The 23,337-nt window shown below is 52.3% G+C and carries 23 protein-coding genes and 1 pseudogene; 7 read left to right on the top strand and 17 right to left on the bottom strand.

The window, feature by feature from the left end:
- Positions 1 to 516 precede the first annotated feature (516 nt).
- Together D7Z26_RS27830 and D7Z26_RS27825 are read left to right on the top strand one after the other, a co-directional pair.
- Positions 517 to 681: pseudogene (locus D7Z26_RS27830) on the top strand (YiaA/YiaB family inner membrane protein); the annotation flags it as partial.
- A gap of 57 nt (positions 682 to 738) precedes the next feature.
- Entirely contained in the window at positions 739 to 930 is a 192-nt protein-coding gene (locus tag D7Z26_RS27825) for a YiaA/YiaB family inner membrane protein (RefSeq protein ID WP_407643532.1), read from the top strand.
- 53 nt (positions 931 to 983) lie between these two features.
- Here the strand turns inward: D7Z26_RS27825 and D7Z26_RS17800 are convergent, their stop codons facing one another.
- The 6 genes from D7Z26_RS17800 to D7Z26_RS17775 all read right to left on the bottom strand — a co-directional run bounded on the left by D7Z26_RS17800 (position 984) and on the right by D7Z26_RS17775 (position 8,531).
- On the bottom strand, positions 984 to 2,006 hold the full coding sequence (locus tag D7Z26_RS17800; protein ID WP_120978331.1) for a TlpA family protein disulfide reductase: 1,023 nt from the start codon (positions 2,004 to 2,006) through the stop codon (positions 984 to 986).
- A gap of 20 nt (positions 2,007 to 2,026) precedes the next feature.
- The gene (locus D7Z26_RS17795; protein WP_120978330.1) at positions 2,027 to 3,001 is read right to left on the bottom strand and encodes an aldo/keto reductase; all 975 of its coding nucleotides are present in this window, start codon (positions 2,999 to 3,001) and stop codon (positions 2,027 to 2,029) included.
- Between the two features lie 2 nt (positions 3,002 to 3,003).
- On the bottom strand, positions 3,004 to 4,080 hold the full coding sequence (gene rlmN, locus D7Z26_RS17790) for a 23S rRNA (adenine(2503)-C(2))-methyltransferase RlmN (RefSeq protein ID WP_120978328.1): 1,077 nt from the start codon (positions 4,078 to 4,080) through the stop codon (positions 3,004 to 3,006).
- A 157-nt stretch (positions 4,081 to 4,237) separates the two neighbouring features.
- Positions 4,238 to 6,445, bottom strand: coding sequence for a S41 family peptidase (locus tag D7Z26_RS17785; protein WP_158602365.1), 2,208 nt, complete (start codon positions 6,443 to 6,445; stop codon positions 4,238 to 4,240).
- A gap of 195 nt (positions 6,446 to 6,640) precedes the next feature.
- Positions 6,641 to 7,282: an NAD(P)-dependent oxidoreductase gene (locus D7Z26_RS17780; protein WP_120978326.1), complete on the bottom strand. Its 642-nt coding sequence runs from the start codon at positions 7,280 to 7,282 to the stop codon at positions 6,641 to 6,643.
- Between the two features lie 22 nt (positions 7,283 to 7,304).
- On the bottom strand, positions 7,305 to 8,531 hold the full coding sequence (locus D7Z26_RS17775; protein ID WP_120978325.1) for an MFS transporter: 1,227 nt from the start codon (positions 8,529 to 8,531) through the stop codon (positions 7,305 to 7,307).
- A gap of 181 nt (positions 8,532 to 8,712) precedes the next feature.
- Here D7Z26_RS17775 and D7Z26_RS17770 point away from each other — a divergent pair, with 181 nt between their 5' ends.
- Positions 8,713 to 10,629 (top strand): sensor histidine kinase, encoded by a 1,917-nt coding sequence (locus D7Z26_RS17770; RefSeq protein ID WP_120978324.1) that lies wholly within the window; start codon positions 8,713 to 8,715, stop codon positions 10,627 to 10,629.
- On the opposite strand, the gene D7Z26_RS17765 is transcribed toward D7Z26_RS17770, so the two are convergent.
- Entirely contained in the window at positions 10,606 to 10,842 is a 237-nt protein-coding gene (locus D7Z26_RS17765; RefSeq protein WP_120978323.1) for an NHLP leader peptide family RiPP precursor, read from the bottom strand. The genes D7Z26_RS17770 and D7Z26_RS17765 overlap by 24 nt on opposite strands.
- Positions 10,843 to 10,911: 69 nt before the next feature.
- Complete coding sequence (locus D7Z26_RS17760) at positions 10,912 to 11,868, bottom strand: hypothetical protein (RefSeq protein WP_120978322.1); 957 nt, start codon at positions 11,866 to 11,868, stop codon at positions 10,912 to 10,914.
- Positions 11,869 to 12,031: 163 nt separating this feature from the next.
- Here D7Z26_RS17760 and D7Z26_RS17755 point away from each other — a divergent pair, with 163 nt between their 5' ends.
- Complete coding sequence (locus tag D7Z26_RS17755; protein ID WP_233567011.1) at positions 12,032 to 12,430, top strand: DUF3888 domain-containing protein; 399 nt, start codon at positions 12,032 to 12,034, stop codon at positions 12,428 to 12,430.
- A gap of 75 nt (positions 12,431 to 12,505) precedes the next feature.
- On the opposite strand, the gene D7Z26_RS17750 is transcribed toward D7Z26_RS17755, so the two are convergent.
- The 6 genes from D7Z26_RS17750 to D7Z26_RS17725 form a co-directional block, all read right to left on the bottom strand.
- Positions 12,506 to 12,883 carry a hypothetical protein gene (locus tag D7Z26_RS17750; protein WP_120978320.1) on the bottom strand — a complete coding sequence of 126 codons (378 nt, stop codon included), beginning with the start codon at positions 12,881 to 12,883 and terminating at the stop codon, positions 12,506 to 12,508.
- A 298-nt stretch (positions 12,884 to 13,181) separates the two neighbouring features.
- Positions 13,182 to 14,426: an MFS transporter gene (locus tag D7Z26_RS17745; protein ID WP_120978319.1), complete on the bottom strand. Its 1,245-nt coding sequence runs from the start codon at positions 14,424 to 14,426 to the stop codon at positions 13,182 to 13,184.
- Positions 14,426 to 14,866 carry a MerR family transcriptional regulator gene (locus D7Z26_RS17740; RefSeq protein WP_407643529.1) on the bottom strand — a complete coding sequence of 147 codons (441 nt, stop codon included), beginning with the start codon at positions 14,864 to 14,866 and terminating at the stop codon, positions 14,426 to 14,428. Before D7Z26_RS17740 ends, D7Z26_RS17745 begins: the two co-directional genes overlap by 1 nt.
- 560 nt (positions 14,867 to 15,426) lie before the next feature.
- A complete protein-coding gene (locus tag D7Z26_RS17735; RefSeq protein WP_120978318.1) occupies positions 15,427 to 16,044 on the bottom strand; it encodes a nitroreductase family protein in 618 nt (205 codons plus the stop codon).
- 173 nt (positions 16,045 to 16,217) lie between these two features.
- Complete coding sequence (gene ade, locus D7Z26_RS17730) at positions 16,218 to 18,014, bottom strand: adenine deaminase (RefSeq protein WP_120978317.1); 1,797 nt, start codon at positions 18,012 to 18,014, stop codon at positions 16,218 to 16,220.
- Positions 18,015 to 18,042: 28 nt separating this feature from the next.
- Positions 18,043 to 18,510 carry a heme-degrading domain-containing protein gene (locus tag D7Z26_RS17725; protein ID WP_120978316.1) on the bottom strand — a complete coding sequence of 156 codons (468 nt, stop codon included), beginning with the start codon at positions 18,508 to 18,510 and terminating at the stop codon, positions 18,043 to 18,045.
- An 89-nt stretch (positions 18,511 to 18,599) separates the two neighbouring features.
- Between D7Z26_RS17725 and D7Z26_RS17720 the strand changes: the two genes are divergently transcribed.
- Positions 18,600 to 19,043: a carboxymuconolactone decarboxylase family protein gene (locus tag D7Z26_RS17720; RefSeq protein WP_120978315.1), complete on the top strand. Its 444-nt coding sequence runs from the start codon at positions 18,600 to 18,602 to the stop codon at positions 19,041 to 19,043.
- Here the strand turns inward: D7Z26_RS17720 and D7Z26_RS17715 are convergent.
- The 3 genes from D7Z26_RS17715 to D7Z26_RS17705 all read right to left on the bottom strand — a co-directional run bounded on the left by D7Z26_RS17715 (position 19,037) and on the right by D7Z26_RS17705 (position 20,814).
- Positions 19,037 to 19,924, bottom strand: a complete 888-nt coding sequence (locus D7Z26_RS17715; RefSeq protein ID WP_120978314.1) for a sigma-70 family RNA polymerase sigma factor — start codon at positions 19,922 to 19,924, stop codon at positions 19,037 to 19,039. The genes D7Z26_RS17720 and D7Z26_RS17715 overlap by 7 nt on opposite strands.
- Positions 19,925 to 19,951: 27 nt before the next feature.
- Positions 19,952 to 20,308 (bottom strand): nucleotide excision repair endonuclease, encoded by a 357-nt coding sequence (locus D7Z26_RS17710; RefSeq protein ID WP_120978313.1) that lies wholly within the window; start codon positions 20,306 to 20,308, stop codon positions 19,952 to 19,954.
- Positions 20,309 to 20,445: 137 nt separating this feature from the next.
- Positions 20,446 to 20,814, bottom strand: coding sequence for a DUF4180 domain-containing protein (locus D7Z26_RS17705; RefSeq protein ID WP_120978312.1), 369 nt, complete (start codon positions 20,812 to 20,814; stop codon positions 20,446 to 20,448).
- Positions 20,815 to 21,531: 717 nt separating this feature from the next.
- On the opposite strand from D7Z26_RS17705, the gene D7Z26_RS17700 reads away from it, so the two are divergent.
- Together D7Z26_RS17700 and D7Z26_RS17695 are read left to right on the top strand one after the other, a co-directional pair.
- Complete coding sequence (locus D7Z26_RS17700) at positions 21,532 to 22,158, top strand: FMN-dependent NADH-azoreductase (protein ID WP_120978311.1); 627 nt, start codon at positions 21,532 to 21,534, stop codon at positions 22,156 to 22,158.
- A gap of 178 nt (positions 22,159 to 22,336) precedes the next feature.
- Positions 22,337 to 23,212, top strand: a complete 876-nt coding sequence (locus D7Z26_RS17695) for an AraC family transcriptional regulator (RefSeq protein WP_120978310.1) — start codon at positions 22,337 to 22,339, stop codon at positions 23,210 to 23,212.
- Positions 23,213 to 23,337: the final 125 nt, after the last annotated feature.

The raw sequence follows: 23,337 nt of genomic DNA, 5'->3' as shown, positions 1-23,337 counted from the left end.
CTAATTGCCACACACGAGGAAGCACTACCTGCAAAAAGTACATGTAATTTCGCCGGAATGCCGAGTTTTGGTGTGACAACCTGCAAAAAGTACAGGCTATCTGAGCAAAAAGTAGGTTTTGTGCCCATTCGGCTTGATTCACCTGTAGGAAATACAGGTGAATCGGCCAAACCCTCCGTTTCAGCGAAACAAACTGTACGAAATGCAGGTGCGCGTTAGGTCCATCGGTTCTTCCGTACACAAACGGGGCTGTTCCTAAAGGTCATACTTCGACCTTGCGGGACGGCCCCGTTTCTAGCGGTACCATAAGAAGTTGGAACTATTCGTTACTGCCCGTCGGTTCTATGATGAATCTAACGAAAGAAACACCAATAAGTTACGGGCAAAGCCCTTTAGGAGGACATCCACATGGAAGACGGAATTCAAACCCAACAACAACAAACTCAAATTCCGATTCAGAGCGTAAGACACAAAAACAATTTCTATCGCCGTCGGAACACTCCGACATTCACGTTCATGGCTTGGGGAGCTTTCGTGCTTGCGTTCGCTTTTGAATTCGGAGGGATTTACACTTTAAAGCAGCCGCTCTCCGTAAGAGGATATTATGCGGCCGTGGCGATTCTGCTCATCATTACCGCTTTCGTCCTTCAGAAGGTCGTACGGGATAACGACGAAGACAACTACCTGCGCGAACAGAACCATCACCACCGCAAACGGAACACTTCGGCATTCACGTTTTTGTCCTGGGTCGGTTTCCTTCTTGCCATCTTATTCGAATTCGTGGGGTTAACGACGTTGGAGGAGCCGCTCTACGTAGTCGGATATTACGCGATCGCGGCCGCTTTCCTTATCGTAACGAGTCTGGTTCTGCAGAAAACGATCCGCGACAACGAGGAAGACAAGATCACGAACGGCACTTATGAAGGCTAGGCTAATGTACATCGCTACGCCGAACACACATCACCCACATAGCCGACAAACCACTACCCGGCACTGGCCTCAGCCAGTGCCTTATTCATGTCCTCGTAGCTGAAAGCCCCGAGATAACGCTGCCGGATCTTGCCGTCCGGTCCGATGATATAGGTTGTCGGATAGGCAGTTACCCGATAATCGTGCAAAGCTTCGCCCCGCTCGTCCAATACGATCGGGAAGCTGAGACCGTGCTTATCGACGTAGTTCTCGACCCGCTGAGCATCCCGTTCCTGGCTCGTCGCGTTCACCGATAGAATGACGACGTCGCCGTCCTTGTATTTCTCATAGAGCTTCTCTACGTGGGGCATCTCGGCCTTGCATACTTGGCACCATGTCGCCCAGAAGTTCATTAGTACGGTTTTGCCCTTATAATCGGACAGGCTCACGGAATTTCCGTTCAAGTCCTTAAGCTGGAAATCCGGAGCAACCTGTTCGACCCGAGCGCCCCGCTCATGGATCGGCCCTCCCACGGTGAAGCCTGCCATAGTCAGGACGAGCGCCGCGCCCAGCGCCTGTGGCGCCAATCTGCGCGTCGGGCTGAGCAGAAGCGCCAGCGCGACGACCGACAGGATGAGCACAACGATCAATTGAACGTCCATTCCCTCGCCCGCCGACCGCTCCGAACCCAACGACAAAACCACCCTCGCCAAACTCGCGGCCGCCGCCCATCCCGATAGCATAGTAGCCGTAACTCCAGCTGCTTGCGCAGGCAGAAGCCTAGCCTTGCGGCGATAGCGAAGCCACAAATAAGCGATCGACGCGACGGTGGCGATCCAGAAGCCCTTCGTTCCGCCGCTGAAGAAAGCCAGCGATAGCGGATGGTCGATCACGCTTGCCGGATCGAAGAGCAGAAGGCTGCCTTTCCATATCGCAATCCATAGGAAAGACGCATTCCAAGCGATAGAGACCGCCGTCTCCCGCTCGGGATGCGTCCGTAGTTTAATCCAAACGGCAAACACGCCGAAGATGCCGGCTACGATGTATACCAGCAGCTCCGCATTCAGAACGAAAGTGCCGATCTGCAAGTTGGACATCGCACCTCGCCGCCCTCTCCTTAGCTCAACCGAAAATTCGCGAAAGGCCGACCGTAACGGAAATCGTCGCTGATCTCGTCCAGCGCCGACCGCAACTCTTCGCCGAGCTCCAAGGTTACGCTCTCCAGGTTCGCTTCCACCTGATCTGCCCGAGTCGCACCTACGATGACAGTCGAGACGGCCGGTCGGTCCATCAGCCATGCCAGGGACAAAGCGCTCGGACTATGCCCATGTTCCATGGCAAGCTTGCTAACCCGCTCTCCCAGTTCCATGTTGCGCCCTTCCATGAACCTGCGGAACGAAGGATCCGTAGCGACCCTTGAGTCCTCTGGGCCTTCCCCGGACAAGCTATACTTTCCGCTCAGAATGCCGCCCGCCAGGGGGAAATACGGAATGATGCCGACGCCCTGGTCAAGGCAGAGCGGTACGAGCTCGTTCTCCGGCGTACGGTCGGCGAGAGAGTAGCTCGTCTGTATCGATACATACCGCGATAAGCCTCTATGGTCGCTAATCCCAAGCGCCTTCATTAATTCCCATGCCGCGTAATTGGAAGCTCCGATATAACGCACCTTGCCCGCGCTAACCATGTCCTCCAATGCCCGCAACGTCTCTTCGAGAGGCGTGTGCGGATCGAAAGTATGAATCTGGTACAGATCGACGTAATCGGTGTTCAAGCGTTTCAGACTCATCTCGAGCTCCCGCTGAAGATGGACCCGTCCCGAGCCCCGTTCGTTCGGTCCGGCGCCTCTCGGCAATCCGGCCTTCGTAGTCAGAACGGCTTGTTCGCGCCTGCCCGCCAGCGCCAGTCCGATGATCCGCTCCGATTCGGTACCCGCGTAGATGTTCGCCGTATCGATGAAATTGATTCCATTGTCCAGCGCGTAATGGATGATCCGGATCGAAGCCTCTTCATCCGACCGTTTCCCGAAAGCGTTCGTACCAAGACCCAGCGCGGACACTTCTAACCCGCTATGACCAAGATGCCGATATCTCATGACTATCCGCTCCTCTGCGCTTCCGCTTTGATCTGCTTGCTGCGCAATTGCCCGCATGCGGCGTCGATATCCGTCCCATGCTCGAGGCGAACGCTTACGCTTACGCCCTGCTTCTTCAGCGTGTCGTAGAACGCGCTTACCGTAGCGCGGTCCGTCCGTTGATACTGGCTATGCTCGTCAACGGGGTTGTAAGGAATGAGATTAACGTTCACGAGCGAACGGCGGTGCTCGCCGATCAGCTCGGATAGCTCGATCGCATGCTCGCGTTGGTCGTTGACGTCTTTAAGCAAAATATATTCCAGCGTAATTCTGCGATTCGTCCGTTCCAAGTAGTAATCGATAGCCTTCATTAGCTTCTCTATCGGAATCGCCTTATTGATCTTCATGATACGCGTCCTAAGCTCATCGTTCGGCGCGTGTAACGATACCGCCAGGTTAACCCGGAGATCGGCGTCCGTGAATTCGTAGATTTTGTCGGCGAGCCCGCTCGTTGATACTGTAATATGCCTTGCCGCGAGCGCCAAACCTTTCTGATCCTTGACCACGTTCAGGAAATCCACGAGATTCGTGAAATTATCGAACGGCTCCCCGATTCCCATGACCACGATGTGGCTCACGAGATCCCCTTCGCCCGCTTGATCCAGATGGTGCTGCACGTTCATGACCTGCTCTACGATCTCCCCGCTGGAGAGGTCTCGGCTTTTTTTCAACAGGCCGCTCGCGCAGAAGCTGCAGCCGATATTGCAGCCGACTTGCGTCGTGACGCACACCGACAAACCGAACTTATGCCTCATTAATACGGTTTCGATCAAGTTGCCGTCGTACAGCTTAAACAGAAACTTGATCGTACCGTCCGCGGATTGCTGTTTCGTATGCTCCGTCAGCGTCTGAATGGCAAAATGTTCGGAAAGAAGCTGCGAGCACTCCTTGTTCACGTCGATCATGTCGGAGAAATCCGTAACCCGCTTCCGATACAGCCACTCCCACACGTGGGATGCCCGCGATTTTTTGTGTCCGTGCTCTATCAACCATGCCGTCAGCTGCTCGAACGTCAGCCCGTAGATGGATTGTTTGTTCATTTCGTCGTCCTCTTTCCGCTACTTCTTCGTTATGTTGCTCTTATTGTCCCAGAATCTTTTCGGTTAAACAAGTGGAGAGGCCTCGGAATGCGACGAGAATAAGGGCACCTCGCGGAAGGTGCCCTCTCGAAACACGTATTCTTCTTTCCATCCGATTCTATACAGCCGCCATAAAGCTCTCCAGCTTATCGCCTTTCACGTAAATATCGGGCTTAATGCCCGTGCCCATAATATTCGTCTGGCGAACGTTCCAATAGAAGTTAACGACGAACACCATTAATTTATGCGGCTTGTCCTCGAATACTTGTTGCCCGACGCCTTTGCCGAAAGTGTTGCGGCCAATCACCGTGACGTTATTCAGATAAGTCTTCAAGCTCAAAGTCAACAACTCGGACGCGCTGGCCGTGTTCTCGTCTACCAGGATGGCGATTTTCTTGAAAACGACGCGCGAGGCGTCGGAATAATAATTTTCCGTCGAGCCATCCTTGCGAATGAGCGTACTTACGACGACTTGAGGGAGAAGCGCATCCGCCATATGGTTGGCGCTGTCGGTCAATCCTCCGAAGTTGCCGCGCAGGTCGATAACCAGCGTCCGCTTGCCCGGATCGGGAATCCGGTCGATCGCTTCGATGAACCGATCATCCGTGTTGCTCTCGAAGCTATCGACCCGAATATAACTCGTGTTGCCCTCTTCCCGGTATGTAACTCCGCTCTCCATCCCGTCGGAGAACTGATCGTATTCTCCGCCGTAGAGAGTAAACGTAAACGGGTCGTCCTTTTTCCGCGCCCGGTCAACCGCTTCGGCGATTTCTCTCGTCGTCAGACCGGCTTTGTCCAGTCCGGCTAACGGCTTCGTCTTCTTGCCGCCGTCCCCTTCATCGCTATACAAGTAATTATTCCCGAAAAACAACCGAACCTGCTCCCCAAGCGGCTTAGCTTTGGTAAGCAATGCTTCTTTTACGAATTGACCCGCGGAGTCGTCCGGGCTCAGTTCCAAGCTCTCGTCGCTGTACTTCTTCGCTTGGGCGTCGTTGCCTTGGAACAAATAAGCGCGCGCGATAGAGGATAACGCCTCGTGATCGTTCGGGTCGATCTCGACCGCGCGCTTGAAATCGCCGATCGCTTCATCGTATTGCCCGAGCTCCAGCTCGCATTGTCCCGTAAACCAAGCTAGGTCGGAACGCATCGCCGACAACTGTCTAGCCTCTTGACCGAATGCCGCGCATTCGGAATTACGCTTGCCGTTGTATAACGCGCTTATTTTATCGATGTAGATCGTCTCGTTCCCGGAGTCCAAACGAAGCGCCTCGTCGTAATAACGGACGGCTTCCATATAGTCGGTACGCCCCCGGTACAAATCTCCCATCGCGACAAACGGCCCAGCATCGGCAGTATCGCGCTTCGTCGCCTGCTTGAAGTTCCACAAGGCGCCGTCCATATCCCCTAATGCCCCGTAACTCTTAATAATTCCCTTATACACGCTCATCTTGTCCGAGTGCCGGGTCAGCAGCTTTTTGTACTGGGCTAACGACTGATCGTAATGCCCGTAATCGTAATAGAGATCGCCGAGTTGCTGTCCGGCTTCCAGTCGGTCTGGGAACTCTTTGTCCATCGATTCATAGAATGTCCGGGTATCCTCGTAATTCCCGATCGCGGCTAAGGCGGCCGACTTCACCTCGTAAGCAGCATAAAGATGCGCGTTCTTCGCCACCAAGTCGTCCGCAAACGCCTTCGCTTGCTCTTCCTGACGCAGGGCGACAAGAGAGCGCACCTTCATTTTCGCGGCATCGAAATCGTTCGCCTCCAGGCTTAAGCAAACGTCGAATTCATTCCGCGCTTCTTCGTACTTGCGGTCGTCGTACAAAACCATGCCTTTGCCGTAATGAGCATTCGCAAGCTTGACGTTCACGCTGATCGCCATCTCGTAGCTTTCCAGCGCTTCATGGCCCCGGTTCAAGCCGTACAAGGCATTCCCTTTATTTACGTATTCGTATTCCGTGTTCGGCAAGATCAACAGCGCTTTATCGATCGCTTTCAGGCTTTCCTCGTAATTGCCCATCTCGTTGTATGCCCAACTCAGATTATTAAAAGGCGAATCCATCAGTTCCGGCATTTCCACTTCTTTGTCTAGATTTTTGAGCGTCGGCTCGAGCTCATAGATCTCGTCTATCGCTACATTCAGATTGGAGATCGCGCGTTCGTAATCTCCTTGATTAATCAAATCGTACCCGCTTTGGTTGTATTCGGCGATTTTCTTCTCCGCAAGCATCCTTACCGGATCGGTCGGGCTATCATTCGAAAAAGCGCAAGCGCTAGTAAAAACCATGAAAGCTATCAGTATGCATCCCGTCGCCGTGCGTCTCAATTGTGTCCGGTTCCCCCATCTATATCGCATTCTGCTTGTTTAGTATTTTTCGACGGCGCGCTATATTTTTCCTTTTTTCCGCAGGCACGGGCACATACGTAAAAAAGGAACGGTCTCGGAACCGACTAATCGTCGATCTCCGGGACCATTCCCTTTGGATAAAGCAATCAATCGCGACGTTGCTTGGCTCCTCGCTTACGCCGATTCCGACACGAGTGTGAAGCGAGCATTAAGATGCTGCGGATTCTCGATCTCGTCTACGATCGCGATTGCGAAGTCGGCGTAGCTTACATGGCTTTCGCCTTTGGAATTCACGATTAGGTTATCTTTGCCGAGCTGGTAAGAACCCGTGCGCGGGCCATCGGGATTAAAGAATGCCGCAGGGCTAACGAACGTCCATTGAATGCCGGAGGCGTTCTTCAGATCTTGGAGGTTCTGACCTTGATTAAGCGCGGTCGGTTTGTACAGATCCGGGAATTCCGGCGTGTCGACCAAACGAACGGTTTGGGCTTCATCTACGTATAGGCTTCCCGCTCCTCCGACGACGATCAGGCGAGTCGAAGGGGCGCCTTGCATAGCGGAGATCAACCTCCGCCCCGCTTCCACGTGAAGGTGCTCCTGTCCGGGTGCCGCTCCGAACGCGTTGACGATTACGTCGAAGGCGCTAACGTCTTGTGCCGTCAGGTCGAATACATCCTTCTCGATGACGGCCGCTTTCGGATCGCGCGCTTTCGCGGCATCGCGAACGATCGCGGTTACTTCATGCCCTCTGGATACCGCTTCCTTCAAGATCTCCGATCCTGCTTTTCCGCTTGCTCCGATAATTCCGATTTTCATATGATTGACCTCCAAGGTTAATTTACGAAGGGGAATGACGGAAGGTTAACCGCCCTCGCATGAACAACCAACTGATTATCGGCGAGCTCCCTATGGCAAACAATGTCCAAGTCATGACTATAGGCGCGCGGCTTACCGAGATGATCGCTATAAACGCAAGCATCCCGATAATCCGCCCCGCGTTAAGTCCCAGCTCCCTAAGCACCACGTATTCGACCCGGTGCCGCGCGCTGTTGTCGTCCATGCCGATCAGATCGAATACGGCTGACGTCATCGGAATGAAGTACAACGGGAGGAACAAAGCCGTTCCGATTCCGAATACGAGCAGAGCGGCGAAGCTGACTCCTAAGAATAGCGGCAATATCATCGCCGTGAGGGCGATCGTTCCAACGAGCATGCCCCGGGGGCGCCACTTGGGCTTCAGCCACCGGCCAGTCGCGTAGAAGCTGACGAACCCCGCGCCCGACGTAATGAGCGCGAAGTTACCCAGCTTCATCTCGCTTCCGGTCTGGATATAAACAAGCAAGCCTATCATCAAGCCGAATACGCTTTCCCGCAGTCCTTGAGCGGCCAACGCGCAGAAGACCGGACGCCACGGCGTCCGGGGGCCGATCCATATTCTCGCCGGCAAGCGCCAATCGTAGCTTCCTTCCGTCTTCCGGTTACGAAGAAAAAAGCTGACGGCAATGCCCGCCACGAACAAACCGAGAGAGATCATGAAGATCATCCGATACCCGGTCTCGCCGGACATTCTCGAGATTACGTACCCCGAGCACCACGGCGCGAGCATCCCGACGACCGAACCGACAACGCCCGCGAGCCCGTTGAAGCGATCCCGGTTCGCCGCGTCCGTGACTTCGAAGTAAATGACGTTGAAGCCTAGCCAGAATAAGCCGTTGGCGATTCCTTGGACGATGCCGAGCAGAGCTATGTAATGTATCGCGTTCGATCCCAGCAGCAACACGGCCGCATAGAACAAAGCGGATACGCCGATGCCGCTTCGGAAATAGACCATCTTATTGCCTTCCTTGACCCCTTTGCCGGCAAGCCAGAACGTTGCGGCCATCAAGAAATGAGTAAGCAACGTAAACGCGCCCAATAGCACGAAATCTTTGCTTGCTTTCCAGAGGTACACGCCGATGAAGGTGCCGGAAAGCGCGCTCGCCGTGACAAACAGACCGTTTACCGCTAGTAGCAGCCTCATCTGTCCGTCCAGCCGCCCCGTCGCCGTATCGTTGCGTTGGTTCATTCGCATCCCCTTTCGGTAGGATCTATGCTCCGTTTCCTCGTCTTAACCTGCCCCAAGAAGGAAAAAAGAACTATGTTTATTCAAAAGTTCTTATGAATAATTAGAGGGATCTGTAAAAAATTGTCGAATCTCCTCTAGTATTGTGCCAAGTCCGGGCAGTTACAAGGTGGCGATAAAACAGATGGCTAACATTAGAATTTTTCGTTTCCTTATCCCTATAATCACGCTCTACCTCTTGCTGCCTCAGCAAGTTTTTGCCCAAGACATTCGCGGACCGGTCGTCATCCGGGAATGGGAAGTCCAGTGGATCTTGGATACTCCCGAATCCCTTGAAGCCACCCGGCCCGCGGACGGAGCTTGGAACCATTCGGGTAACGGGAATTCCAAAACCGGTCTCGCCGAACACGCCCGTGGGATGTGGGTACGAATCGACGTCCCGCCGACGAACGATTGGCAGCGCCCGGGATTGCTCATCGACCGGCTATATGGGTTGGAGCTATCCGTCTATGAGAAGGGCAAGCTCCTATACGAGTCGAAACGCAGTCTGACCGTCGATCTGAACAAGCTTCTTATGTCGTTTACTCCTTCATCCGAGCACAGGCAATTCGATCTTCGGATCGTAACGACGAGCCAACGCGCCGGGATTATCAGCGACATTCGAATCGGCGATTTCCATAGCTTATCCGAGCGGTTCGTCACGCGCGAATTACCCGATCTCCTGCTGGGGACTTCGATCGCGTTCCTGGCGTTGATCATGCTGCTTTGTTCGGGTTATTTGCGTCGTAACCAAAGGCGCTCTTGGATATCCCTCTGCCTTATCGCGTTAACTACGGGAACGCTTATCGTCGTATACTCCCCGCTTCCTTATATTTATTTCAAGCAATACGGCAGCCTGATGCTGCGATTGTTCGACCTATCTCTATTCGTGCTGTTTCCCGCATTGAATTATTACATCGATCAGGTTTTCGAAGGGCAGTATCGCTTCTTCACGAAGTTCCGTCACGCGCAAACGATCTACTCCGGAATCTGCGTCGTCTGCCTTGCGATCTACGCCACGGATATGAAGCGTTTCTACGAAATGTACTATTTGGTTTCCATCGTCATTATGAGCGTCTTTATCCTAGTCCAGTTGCTCCTTATTATTACTTTGACGATCGTTAACGCGGTCAGAGGCAATAAGAACGCCATCATCCTCTCGATCGGGATTTTATTGCTCGCCTTGTCCGGTATCCTCGATCTTATTTTCTATTACTTGTCCGAGCGTAGATACGTGCTGTTCCTCTGGAAATTCGGCGTCATCTTCATGATGATCGCGCTCGTCATCATTCTTGCGAGGCGCATATCGGCCGACTATGCGAAGCTCGTGACGTATTCCAAGGAACTGGAACTGTATAACCACCGTCTGCAACGCTCGGAGAAACTGAAAATCATCAGCGATCTCGCCGCCTCGGTCGCGCATGAAGTCCGAAATCCGCTGCAGGTCACGAGAGGTTTCCTTCAATTGCTAGCTTCCAGAACCGACGAAAAGGACAAGCCGTATTTCGAATTGGCGACGAACGAGCTAGACCGCGCCTCGGAGATTATTACCGATTTCCTGACCTTCGCTAAGCCGGAGCTGGAAAATATCGTGTTACTCGATCTCACCAAGGAAATCCGGAAAATAGAAGCCATCATGATTCCGATGGCTGCCATGCACGGAGGCATCCTTTCGTGCCGGGCGGAAGACAGCTTATATATCTACGGAAACTCGACCAAGCTGAAGCAAGCTTTGATCAATATGATCAAAAATAGCATCGAGGCGATCGGGAAGGACGGCACCGTTGAGGTCCAAGCGATCGCGGAAGGGGACGAAGCCGTCGTACGGATCTCGGATAACGGGCAAGGTATGGAAGAAGACGAGGTCGCCAAGCTGGGGGTGCCTTTTTTCTCTACGAAGACGAAGGGAACCGGTCTCGGGCTGATGGTAACCTACCGGATTATCGAAGTGATGAAGGGGACGATAAAAGTACGGAGCGCCAAAGGAAAAGGAACCGAATTCACCATTCGGTTCCCGCTAACCGTTCAAGATATCGTTCTACCAGATGAGTTGAACGTTTGACGCGCCATCCTCTACTTCTTCGGGTTGAGGAGGGATTGCCAGATAGAATAAGGTTGGGGTTTCTTCAACCACTTTCAGCTCGATTTTCTCAGGAATCTCCACGCCGAACGCTTCGCCGATCGCCTTCTTCGGATCGGCTAGAAGGCTTTTCTTGAACGCGGGATCTTCCCAAGCTTTCTTGATGATCTGTACCTTCAATGATTCCAACGACATTCGGACACAACCTTCCAATAAGTGGATGAATTACTCCCTTATCATATCACGTGTCCCAGTCTAAATCTCTCATTTTGTTGCGAATTTCGACAAAATATAGGACAATCCGCCCTCAGATGCCAGTTCATTCGTCTTCCTCTCCGCATCGGAAGCATCTTTCTCCAATCCTACCTGTAGCATCTCTTGCATCTCAAGGAGCCGTTCCGGCACGTTGGCCAGGGTCATCAAGCGTTCTCCGTAGCTCCTAGCGATGCGGGATAACCCTTCCAACGCATTTGCTCGATAGATCGCCCGTCTTACCGAACGCTCTTCTAATGGTTGGTCGGGCTCCACGCCAAGGGTTTCCCTCACGATGGTAAGGAACGCGTTGCCATGGCCCCCATCCTGCAAGTCCTCGTTCCAATCCGTCCAATCGTCGGATAGTTGCAAAGTGGCAAGCACGAGATCGATCGCTTGTTCCAGCTCGGGAATACGTTGCTCTTGTCCGGACAAAAGCAACATCCCTGCGGCGCATAGCTTCACTGGAGCCGATTTGGCGGCAAGCCTCGCGGAATCGCTCGGATCGGCGGGAAGCGCGCCCTCTTGCGAAACGGCCGATGCCCACTGTTCGAGATATCTCCGATAATACGTCCATATAGGCGAATCCGCAGCGAAGTGACGCCCGTACCGCCGCTGAAAGGCAGCTTGGAACAGTTGTCCGAGAGCGAGCGCCTCTCTGGCCGGTAGCCCGCCTACTCCCGTTTCCGAATCCATCGCGTCATCCAGCAAGAAGAAATGAACCATCGCGAACACGTTACCGATCGCCAAGTCGCGGCACAATACGCCGGAGCATGCGGTCTGCTCGCGTAACCAATACGGTAGCAAAAATGCGATGTAATTAGTCCCCGCCCCGCTCGTCAGCGGGTTGAGCTTGTCCAGCAACGCAAGACCCAGTCCGTTCAGAGGCGCAGGAAACGCAGTCGTCTCCGTTGTCGCTGCCGAGAATAGTTCGGCGATCTCTTCCGCATACTTATCGGCGAAGCTCATCCGTCAATTCCTCCTCTTGGCTCTTTCTATATAGGATCATCATAGATCAATAGGGAAAAACGGACAATGCGCGATCTTGACAACGCGAAGGGGCTATCCCTACCTGCGGAACATTGATTAACATTTCATGGTTGTGGAGAAATTAACTTCATGAGGTGAAATGATGATTAAATTAATAACAATATATGCAATTCCATTTTTCTGCTCTATATTTTTTGCTCCTCATGCTAATGCAACACCTACAAATGCTCCTTGCCAAAGATTGGTATTGACCCTATTAGCACCAGAAATTCAAGCTCAAATCGAAAAATATTACAGTGCCAAGTTAACTGTAACGCCTGAATATGCACCCTATCTTGGCGGTAACCGCTTGGAGATCGAACGCTTTGATTCACACATTGATGTGGTCGTTACGGTAATTCCGTATGTAGGTCCTCATCTTGATGTAGGTATAGATAAAATGAAATTTCAAATAGACAATGCTGGAAAGGTATCGATTTTAAGTTACGAACATATCAAGGATAGCGAACTACCTCCTAACTGGATGTACATAAAAAGGTAATTGATTAAGCTCTCTGGTTTTCACGCCCAATAGATGACCAATTATAAGGAGTGTCCTTGTTGAATTCGACATTTATTACAAAAGATCGTGTGTATCTCCCATTAGACACCAACCATCCATGCCTGCACGACGAATAATTAAATCGTTCTCAGATTCGTTATAAAGATCCACATCTTGAATTTTATTCGGTGGCTGAATTTGCTTCATGTAGAGAGTGCCATCCTTAAATGTAACAAGCATATAGCTGTCGGTTCTCATTGCCTGTCCCTTGACCTCATAATAAAAAGCAACGACTTGTATTATGTTCATGCTTTTATCTTCCGGAAACACTTGCGGTTTTGCCGCTCCCTCAAGCCATTTCTGCCACACAGTCAAGTCTGCTTGTTCATAATAAACATTCGTAAGCTCAGGTTGCACTCTGGTCGTCCCGATTACATATTGGGCCGTCTGCATGGACGTTAACTCTCCAACGGGCTTTATCGAACTTTCCAAGCTAGGGGAATCTTTTGAAGATGAACACGCCGGGAGCCAGAAGATAGAAATAATTAATAAGATATTAAACATTTTTCGCAAAAGAAACCCCTCTTTTAATATGAGATTCGTACTGGAATCATAACTTATATTTTATTCCTTTCATGTAGAAAAAGCTCTTCACCTTTTAGGAGAAAGAGCTTTTTCTTAATAGTGTGAGGGGTGTCACCATACAGGGAATAAGTCTCAAGCAAGCAGTAACTTTTTTGTTGGTGACGGCTTAATGCGCGGGAGCTTTGTCTACATGTTCTACGTGTTTGCGATTCATCAAGATGAAGAGGACCGACACGAGCACGAATCCGGCGCCCACGATGAACGGAACGTGAGGGTTGAACCATTCCCCTAATTTGCCCGCGAAATAAGGAGCGATCGCTCCCCCGAGGAAACGCAGGAAACTATACGCAGCCGATGCGGTAGATCGTTCGACCGGCGCCGCGTTCATTACCCCGGTCGTGATCAACGTGTTGTTATTGCCGAGCAAAGCGCCGGCGAATATAACCGCCGCGATAATGACCCATTGCGTATTCGTCCAGATTCCCATCGCCAGAAGCGTCAATCCGAATAAAGTCAGCATGACGGCCATGGACTTCACGGTTCCGAATTTGATTTGAAGCCTCGGAGCCATGAACACCGAAGTGATCGCCAGCAGAATGCCCCAGCCTAAGAATACATAGCCCAGACCGTGCTCATCCAATCCCATGACGAACGGCGCGTAAGCCATCAGGGTAAAGAAACCGAAATTGTAAAAACAAGCCGTCATTCCGAAAACGACGAGCGGGCGGTGTTTCAAGGCGCGGAAAGGGTCCATGATAGAGGTCTTTGTCTTGGTAACCCGCGGTCCGCTCGACTTAGGCATTAAGGTGATAATCGCAATAAACGCGACGACCATAAGCGCAGCCACGCCAAGGAAAGGACCCCGCCAGGAGATCGACCCCAATTCCCCGCCGAGCAGAGGGCCTACGGAAATCCCTAACCCGATGGCGGCTTCGTACAGAATGATCGCTTTGGTCACGCCGCTCTTCGACAAGGATACGATGGCGGTAAGCGCGGTCGCCACGAACAGCGCGTTCCCGAATCCCCAACCGCCGCGATAACCGACCAGTTGCCAAATCCCGTTAGATGCGCCGCCGAGTCCCGAGAACACCGCGATAATGACGACGCCCGCCAGCAGCGTTCCCTTGATGCCGATCCGCGACGAGATCATGCCGGTAACGAGCATAGCGACGGCCATAACGGCGTTATAGCTCGTGAATAACAGACTGACTTCGCTAGGCGATGCTTTAAGTTTATGGGCGAGCGCGGGCAAGATCGGATCGACCAGCCCGATTCCCATGAACGCGATGATTCCCGCGAAGAACACGGCCCATACGGCACGCGGTTGTTTAAGCAAACTGCCGCCCGAGACGGATTCGGTCAAGTTCGCGGTTACGTCCGCTTTTCTAGTTGAATTTGCCACTTCGCTCATCACTCCCGATCGGATTTCATGTTGGCTTGAGCTGTCGTAACCCTATCGTGCAGTTGCCCGATATTCGTCCGAAGCTCCGTAAGCTTCTCCATTCTTTGGTCGATCAATCGCAGTTGTTTAGAAAGCGTCTTTTCAAGCTCCTCCAGCTTTTGCCGTTTGGCGTCGTCGTCTTGAACGTGTTTGTACTCGTCGCGTTGGCTGATGAATTCCTCGCTGATCGCCACGAATTCCTGCAACTCCTGCAAGGAAATGCCCAACACGTCCCTCGCGTTAATGATCTGTTTAAGGCGCTCTACGTGCTGATCGGTATAGAGACGGAATCCGCCTTCGCTCCTCTCGGGAGGGGGAATCAATCCGATTTCCTCGTAATAGCGAATCGTTCGTTTCGTTAACCCGCATTCTTTGGCGACTTCTTCGATTTTGTATGTGCTCAAGCTCATCTCACGGCTCCTTTAAACATCGACTTGAATAGCCATCCGTTAACGCCTGCATCGAATAATTTAGCACATCCTTAACCTTAACGTCAACGTTAACTTTGGGGCGGAATAGGAGATTAAGGGTTATTACTTTGACTTCGGAGTTATGGCGAAAGCAAACACGCGCAATTACCAAACGAAGGAGTCCACGGTAAACCAAATACGCGGAATACCTGCAAAGGAGTCTGAGATGGTACCTGCCGCAAGGAATGCCTGCTAATGTGCAGGTATTATACGCTCATTGGCCGGTTGGATATCAATACCTGCAAATATGCAGCTTTCTGGCCCAATCAGCATTGAAATCGGATTATTGTCGATAAATACCTGCAAATTCGTAGGAATTTGCTTACTTCGGCCAAGCATGCGGAGAAAAACTGCATATTTGCATCTTTTGAGTATGGGACCCGTTCATGCCTTGCCCAATGAGTGGCATCAACGATCTTGGAGCTCACTCCGCCTTTCAACCATAAACAAAAAAGGCAGCGATGGCTCAGAATTCAGCCCCGCTACCCTTAGTTTCTTCTTTAATTGAACACTTTAACCCGTTCCGAGATCGGTTGAAACACCTTGTCTCCGGCCGAAGCGGTCGGCGTTCCGAACGGCATCTGGGCGATAAGCTGCCAGCTCTCCGGGAGCTTCCATTCCGCCTTGACCTTCTCGTCGATTAGCGGGTTGTAATGCTGCAGCGTCGCGCCTAGTCCTTCTGCTTCGAGGGCGGTCCATACGATCAATTGAATCATTCCGCTCGACTGCTGGGCCCATATCGGGAACCGGTCTTGGTACGAGGCGAATTTCTGTTGAAATGACTCGACGACGCTGAAGTCCTCGAAGAACAGTACGGTACCGTGTCCCGCGCGGAAGCTGTTCATCTTGTCCTGCGTAGACTGGAATTGATCGGGCGGTACGATGGCCTTCAGAACTTCCGTCGTAATATCCCACAGCCTATCGTGTTGTTGTCCGAATAAGACGACCGTTCTTCCCGTTTGAGAGTTAAATGAGGACGGAGCATGCTTGACTGCCTCTTCCACGATTTCCTGGATTCGCGAATCCGGGATCGGGGATTGTTTGCTGATGGCGTATAACGATCTACGTTTCTTAATCGCGGCTAAGAAATCGACGGAACTGGCCGTGCTGGTTGACATAGGTTCCCTCCCGCAGAGCGATTAACGCTTAGGATTGAGTACCCGTCTATTTTCTCCTTAGCCTTGGCGAATATTCTTCGATTCGTTTGGCGAAAAACCCAAGCACATCAAACAACCCACCTTAGCAGGTCGCCCTGTTCAGGTGGGATGTTTGTCTCTAAGCTTCTGCTCGCCTACTCGATCTCCACGTCGATCAGCTTAAACTGCGTCACGTCGGCTAGACCGCGATTCGTGATCCTAATTTCCGGAATAACGGGGAGCGCGATCAGGGAGAACGTCATGAATGGCGCGTTCAAAGGGCATCCGATCTGTTTCCAAGCCTGTTCAAGCTGCGCCACTTCCTCGACGACTTCAAGCAAGGATTTCTCGGACATGAGACCCGCGATGGCCATCGGGACTTGGGCGAGCACTTTGCCGCCGTCAACGACGATCATTCCGCCGCCGATTCGGACAAGTTCGTTGGCCGCGAACGCCATATCCTCTTCATTGACTCCCATCACGAGCAAATTGTGACTGTCGTGCGCTACCGTCGAGGCAACCGCTCCCGATTTCAACCGGAAACCGTTCGCGAACCCGAGAGAAATTTGGCCCGTTCCGCGGTGGCGTTCGATGCAGGCCAACTTGATCACGTCCTGCTCCAAGTCCGGTTGAATGAAGCCTTGCTCCACTGGGAGCGTTGCCGTCCTTTTCTCCGTCCGGGCGCTGTTCTCGATCGCTCCGATGACATGGACCCGAGTCAGTTCCCGGTCGCCGAAACGGCTAGCCAGCTTGAAATCGTCGGCAACGAGCGGCCGCTGAACGTACATGGAATTACGGATTTGATCGGTGTAGACGAACTGCGGGAATTCCACGCGATAGGCGCCTGCATCGTATACGATTTGTCCATCCGTTATGACGGTCGAAGGCACGACCTTCTTAAGATCGTCGATCAAGAGAATGTCGGCGCACTTGCCCGGAGTAAGGCTACCCAAGTCTTGGTCCAGCTTAAAGTAACGAGCCACGTTAATCGTCGCCATCTGGATCGCCGTCACCGGGTTAACGCCTTCTTCGATCGCGCGTCGAACGACGTGGTTGAGATGGCCTTTCTCCACTAACGTCTGCGGACTTACGTCATCGGTGACGAGAGAGATGTTATCGGTGTTGACCTTATCTTGGGTAACGACTTTAATGACTTCTTTGACGTCGTGCCAAGCCGAGCCTTCCCGAATCATCAGGTGCATGCCCATGCGAAGCTTATGAAGGCCTTGTTCCCGGGTGACGGTCTCGTGATCCGAGGTCACGCCGGACGCCAAATAGGCTTGTAGCATGCGATCATCTTCGCTAGGGAAATGCCCGGTGACAGCACCGCCGCTCTTGATCGTCGCCTCGATCTCCCCGAGCATCTTCGGATCGCCGTAGACGACACCTGGGAAGTTCATGACCTCGCCGAGCCCAACCACGTTGTCCCAACGCAATCCCTCTTCGATATCGCTCACTTCCAGACGCGCGCCCGCATCCTCCAAGTCGTCCGTCGCAGGCACGCAGGACGGAAAAGTGGTGAATACTTTGAGCGGCAGCTGCTGTCCTTCTTCGTGCATCAACCTTACGCCTTCCGAACCGAACACGTTCGCGATCTCGTGCGGGTCCATGAATATGCCCGTCGTCCCCGTGGCTAGCGCGGCTCTCGCGAACTCGGTCACGGACAGCATTGTGCTTTCGACATGCATATGCCCATCCAGCAATCCCGGAGCGAGGTATTTCCCCGTAGCATCGACGACGACCGTCTCTGGCCCGATCGTATGCTCCGCGTTTCCTACGTACGCGATTCTGCCCCCGGCGATCGCCACGTCCATTCCTTTGAGCAACTCTCCGGAATTCACGTTGACCAACGTCCCGCCCCGAATGACCATCTCCGCATGGGCTTGCCCCGTCGCGACTCTAGCCAATATCTTGCCGACATCCATCCGGTTGTATTTTCGATCAAGAGACATTGACCCTCGACTCCTTCCTACCCGCTATCTATTTGTTCGCCAGCAGCTTTCTAAGTCCGTCCACCGCCACTTGATGATCCTCTTCCCCGGTCAAGCCCGAGACGGTAACCGTCCCAACCTTCCCTTGTCCGCGTACGCGAATCGGAAAAGAGCCGCCTTCCCCCTGATAGTCGTCCAGTGGCAGACCGGAACCGTCCTTGAAAGTCGTCCCTTGATTCTTATACATCTCTCCGACGTACAGAGAACTATTCCCGTAATGGTTCACGACGTTTTTCTTCGTGTTTACCCAGTAAATGTTGCCTTGCGAGGTGCCCTTCATGTAGTGCGTAAACAAAGGGTGCTCGTCGTTCTCGATGTGCACGGCGATCCCCTTGCCGATTTCCTCTTGGGCGATCCGGCAGATAATAAGGCCTAATTCAAGCGCGTCCTCGTTCGTAAAAGAATCGAATTGAAGCTCCTCTTCCTGGGCTAGCAAGGTTTTCATCAAGTCGTTCATAGCGATTCCCCTTCCCAATGTCACAATAAGATGCCTTCGATTGTCTAATCCTATGAAACGGACTACAAACCTAAAAGGAGCGATTGAATATGAAATTAAGAATGGATTACCGAGGAGCCAATCCCGATGCTTTGAAGGCGATGCTGGGGCTAGAACAGTTTATGGGGAAAAGCGGAATCGATCGCAAAATATACGAATGGATCAAGCTCCGCGCTTCGCAAATCAACGGTTGCGCTTATTGCATCGACATGCATTCCAAGGATCTGATCCAGATGGGCGAGAGCATGGACCGGATCGTTCTCCTGCCCGCATGGCGGGAAGTCCCGACCTACTCCGATGAGGAGCGCGCCGTCTTGGAGTTGACGGAATACGCCACGAAGCTGTCGGAAGCCGGCATCCCCATCGAAGTGTACGAGCGCGTGCGCAAGCATTTTGACGAGAAGCAGTATGTCGATCTCATCATGGCGATCAACGTGATTAATTCTTGGAATCGCATTAGCCTGTCGATGGGTATGTTCCCGGGCTGCTATTGATTGAAGCGTTCCAGCTTATCCGGATTGAGCACGATGTAGATGCGCCGAATGCGGGGGCCTCCCGGCTCCCGCTCCGCGCACAATGCGAGAACATTGCGCCCATCTCTCTCCAGAAGCAAGCCAAGTTCCCCGTTGAGGACGATCCGCTTGAAGCCGTCTTTGAATGTACCTTTGGCGGCCAGTCCCTCGAAAAACGCCTGAACCCTTTCGATTCCGATTATCGGATTAAGCGCGGCGCGAACTTTGCCTCCTCCATCAGACAGGAGAATAACCTCGTCAAGAAGAAAGGCGACCAGCGGCTTGAAGTTCCCCGTATCCGAAGCGCGAAGGAACGCATCGACGAACTTCTCGCGCGCATCCCCCTCTTGCCCTTCGGGTTGGTCGCGTTCCTGCCCAGGAGACGCTTGATCTACTTTCATCTTCGCTCTGCTGAACGTTTTACGGCAACTGATCTCCGTCTTGTCCAACATGTCCGCAATGCCCCGGTAGTCGAATCCTAAGGTTTCCTTCAAAATGTAGATCGCCCGTTCCAATGGAGACAGTTCCTGCAGCAGCACGAGATACGCGTATCCGATGTTCTCCCTGCGTTCGGCCGGATCGGCGAATCCGCTTAGGCCGTCTTCCGGTAAAGGCTCGGGAAGCCAAGGTCCCACGTACTGCTCCCGTTGGCGAGCGGAAGATTGCAGCAGGTTAAGGCAGCGATTGGCTGTCATTTTCGTCAAATATGCTTTTTCGCTTGCGATACCGTCCCGGTCCACCTCGATATAACGCGCGAATACGTCCTGAACGATATCCTCCGCGTCCGCCACGCTTCCGAGCATCCGGTAAGCAAGTCCGAACAACATCGATTTGTATTGTTCATACGTTTGATCCAGCAGCATCTTATGACCTCGAATCGGTTCGTCCTCTTACTTGTACAATACTTTTTCCACGTTGTATTTCGCCCTAAGCTCGTTAATGATATAAGTTTCGTAGATCTCTCTATGTACAGGATCTTCGACGACGCACACTTCGATCTTGGCGACTTCGTCTCGATGTTCCTTGATCGGCGATACGGAATCCTCAAAATGTTTCTTGATTCGCGGTCTGAGCTTGCGCGCTTTGCCGACGAACAGGCATTCGCCCTTGGCGTTGTAAAACATATAAATTCCGCCGAGCTCTCTCGTGATCAAGTGGAATTCGGTAAACCCGTAAATGTGGCTTTCTTGCGGCGCAACCTTCTTGGTAATGGAGACGTCCGGCGTCGGAATCGTAATATTGATCATTAAGGTTCACTTCCTCTTTAGATACAGTCATCTCCACCATATTATAGTCCGTAGGAATATGCAAACCCTATGCAAACCTTACGAACATAGCTTAAGGGCAACCCCCGTGGCCGGAGATTGCCCTTAGCAATTACGGATTATTCAAGACCGTGAAGAGCTTGCAACGCAGTTGCATTATCCGGCAGGAAGAATACTTGTTTCCCCTGGTTGCACTCGTAGATAAAATCCTTCAGACTCTTGCTCCCATACCCGCTGAAGTCGCCGACGATCGCGATGATTACGCGATAATTCGTATATTTCTGCAGAATCTCGCCCGCGAGTCCCGTTCTAAGATCGAAGAAATCCTCCGCCAAATTGGCTTTGTTAAGCAGGATTTTATGGCATCCTTCGGCATAGTTGACGGTTGCCATCAAATCCAGCGCCTCTTGAACGTCACCAATGACGATGTCCGGGCTTTCGATGACGGCCACCTTGGATTGTCCCCGTTGATCTACTGCGATATTCATTGTCCGCTACACCTTGCCTTTCCTTTTTGTTCTGCGGCCCACGGTCGACTTACGCTTCCATATGGCTTAAGTCCGCTTGCTGGGTCATCCTAAGCGATCCCGTACCAAATAGGCTTCGTATTTACCGTGATCATCGCTGTCCTTCATGCGATGCGCTACTATTCGAGCATAAACTGATTTCACCGGATTGTGAACTCCGAATAGTCATTTCCAGCTCGAGATTCCGAAGGAATATCGCGAATGCTGAAGCTGGCTTGGGCTTCTTAGGTACTGCCTGCTTTAAGGGGAGTGTTTGTGGCAAAATGCTGCCTTTTCTCCCCCACCACCTGCATTTACTACAGCTTGTTTACTCCAATACTAACTATTCCTTCGAACAACCTGCATTTACTACTGTTTATGTAGGCACAATCACCATTTCTCATCCAAAACTCGAATTCCTACTGTACTTTTTGCAGGCTGTTTGATGAGATAGGCTAGTTTTACGAGATCAACCTGTAGTATTTGCAGGTCGTTGACCCTTGAAGATGATAAATACTAGTTAGTTTTTTGCGGGGTGCGGGTGCGGGGCCACTCCAAGACCTATTGGAGTCAGGATATTCTGCAGTAAAAAAGTAAGTAACTGACATTGACTCAGTTGTTTGGACGGGTGTATACTGTGATCGAAGTTACACAGTAATCGCGACAACCTATTTTCCAAACAACAGGAGGAATTACCCCATGGCAAATGTATTATTCGTTAAAGCCAATAACCGTCCGTCCGATCAATCCGTTAGCGTGAAACTATATGATACTTTCGTTCAAGCATACCGCGAAAGCAATCCGAACGACCAGATTACCGAGCTGAATCTTTTCGAAGCGGATCTGCCATACTACGATAACGACATGATGGGCGGACTGTTCAAGCTGTCCAAAGGATTCGAGTTGACAGCCGAAGAGCAAAAAGCGGCGAACCTCGCCAACGGATATTTGGATCAATTCCTGGCGGCCGACAAAGTCGTGCTCGCGTTCCCGCTCTGGAACTTCACGATTCCTGCTCAACTGCTCACTTACCTGTTCTACCTGAACCAAGCCGGCAAAACATTCTCTTACACGGCGCAAGGCCCGGTTGGACTATTAGGCGGCAAAAAAGTCGCGCTTCTTAACGCTCGCGGCGGAGTCTATTCCGAAGGACCGATGGCACAACTCGAAATGTCCCTCAACTACGTGCGCAACACGCTCGGCTTCTGGGGCATCAAAGATGTGGAGACGGTCGTCGTAGAAGGCCACAACCAATTCCCGGATCGTTCGCAAGCAATCGTCGAAGCCGGCTTGGCCGAAGCGGCTAAAGTAGCTTCCGGATTCTAATCCGTTCCCGTACTTGAGAAAGCCTATAGCAAACCCCTCCGAGTCGCGACTTGGAGGGGTTTGTTCGTTTACGCATTCCTTGTATAATTCAATTAACGTCACGACCTGTCCGAAGAGAGCAGACAATGACAGGATTACCCTAGGGATCGATGATACGATGGTTATGCAAAGGGAGGCGATGCGGGTGGAGTGGTTCATCAGAATGCGGGATGCGCTCGATCTTATGGAGGAGAAAATGGAGCAGCGTCTGGATGTCGAGGAAATCGCGAAAGCGGCTTACTCTTCCCCTTTCCATTTTCAACGGATGTTCCATATGTTGACCGGGATGACCGTGGCCGAGTATACGCGGAAACGCAAATTAACCTTGGCGGCCCAAGAGCTCGCTTCCACTTCCGCTAAAGTGGTCGACGTGGCGCTGAAATACGGCTACGATTCTCCGGAATCGTTCTCCAAGGCATTCCGCAAGATTCACGGTCTGGCGCCGTCCGAAGCCCGTCAGCCGGGAGCAAACCTCAAAGCGTTCCCCCGCCTTTCCTTCCACCTATCATTGAAGGGAGACAAAGACATGGATTATCGCATCGTGGAAAAAGAAGCTTTTAAGGTCGTCGGTTCAATATTGGAGACGACTTGCAGGGACGGGGAAAACATGCGCCGCATTCCCCTCTTCTGGCAACAATGCCATCAAGACGGAACCGCCGCCAAGCTGGGGGCTATCGCCTCCGGGGAGAACATGTACGGAATCTGCTTGGACATGAAACCTAATCACGAGGACTTCTCCTACATGATCGCGGTCGATGCCGCCGCCGATCAAGCCGAGGCTCCGGAAGGATTCGCGTTAAGGACGATTCCTGCCTCCACGTGGGCGATCTTCGCCTCCGTCGGGCCGATGCCCGGCGCCATCCAGAGCTTATTCGCACGCATCTTCCAAGAATGGTTCCCCGCCACGGGATACGAACACTCCGGCGGGCCGGAGATGGAAGTGTACCCTCCGGACGGAGATACGACCGCGGAAGACTACCGTTGCGAAGTATGGATTCCGATCGTGAAAAAATGAAGTCGGGTATGATGTTGTTCTGGGTTGTGTGCCGATAACCGACATCCAGATCTACTACTCCCTTCCTTACCGCCCCAGCGCAAGAGGGCTTTCCCCGTCATCGGCGATGACGTAGGGAAAGCCCT

Source organism: Cohnella endophytica (genome assembly GCF_003628305.1).
Lineage (GTDB): Bacteria > Bacillota > Bacilli > Paenibacillales > Paenibacillaceae > Cohnella > Cohnella endophytica.
Note: the sequence above shows the minus strand (reverse complement) of the source record. Positions and strands in the feature narration are given on the sequence as shown.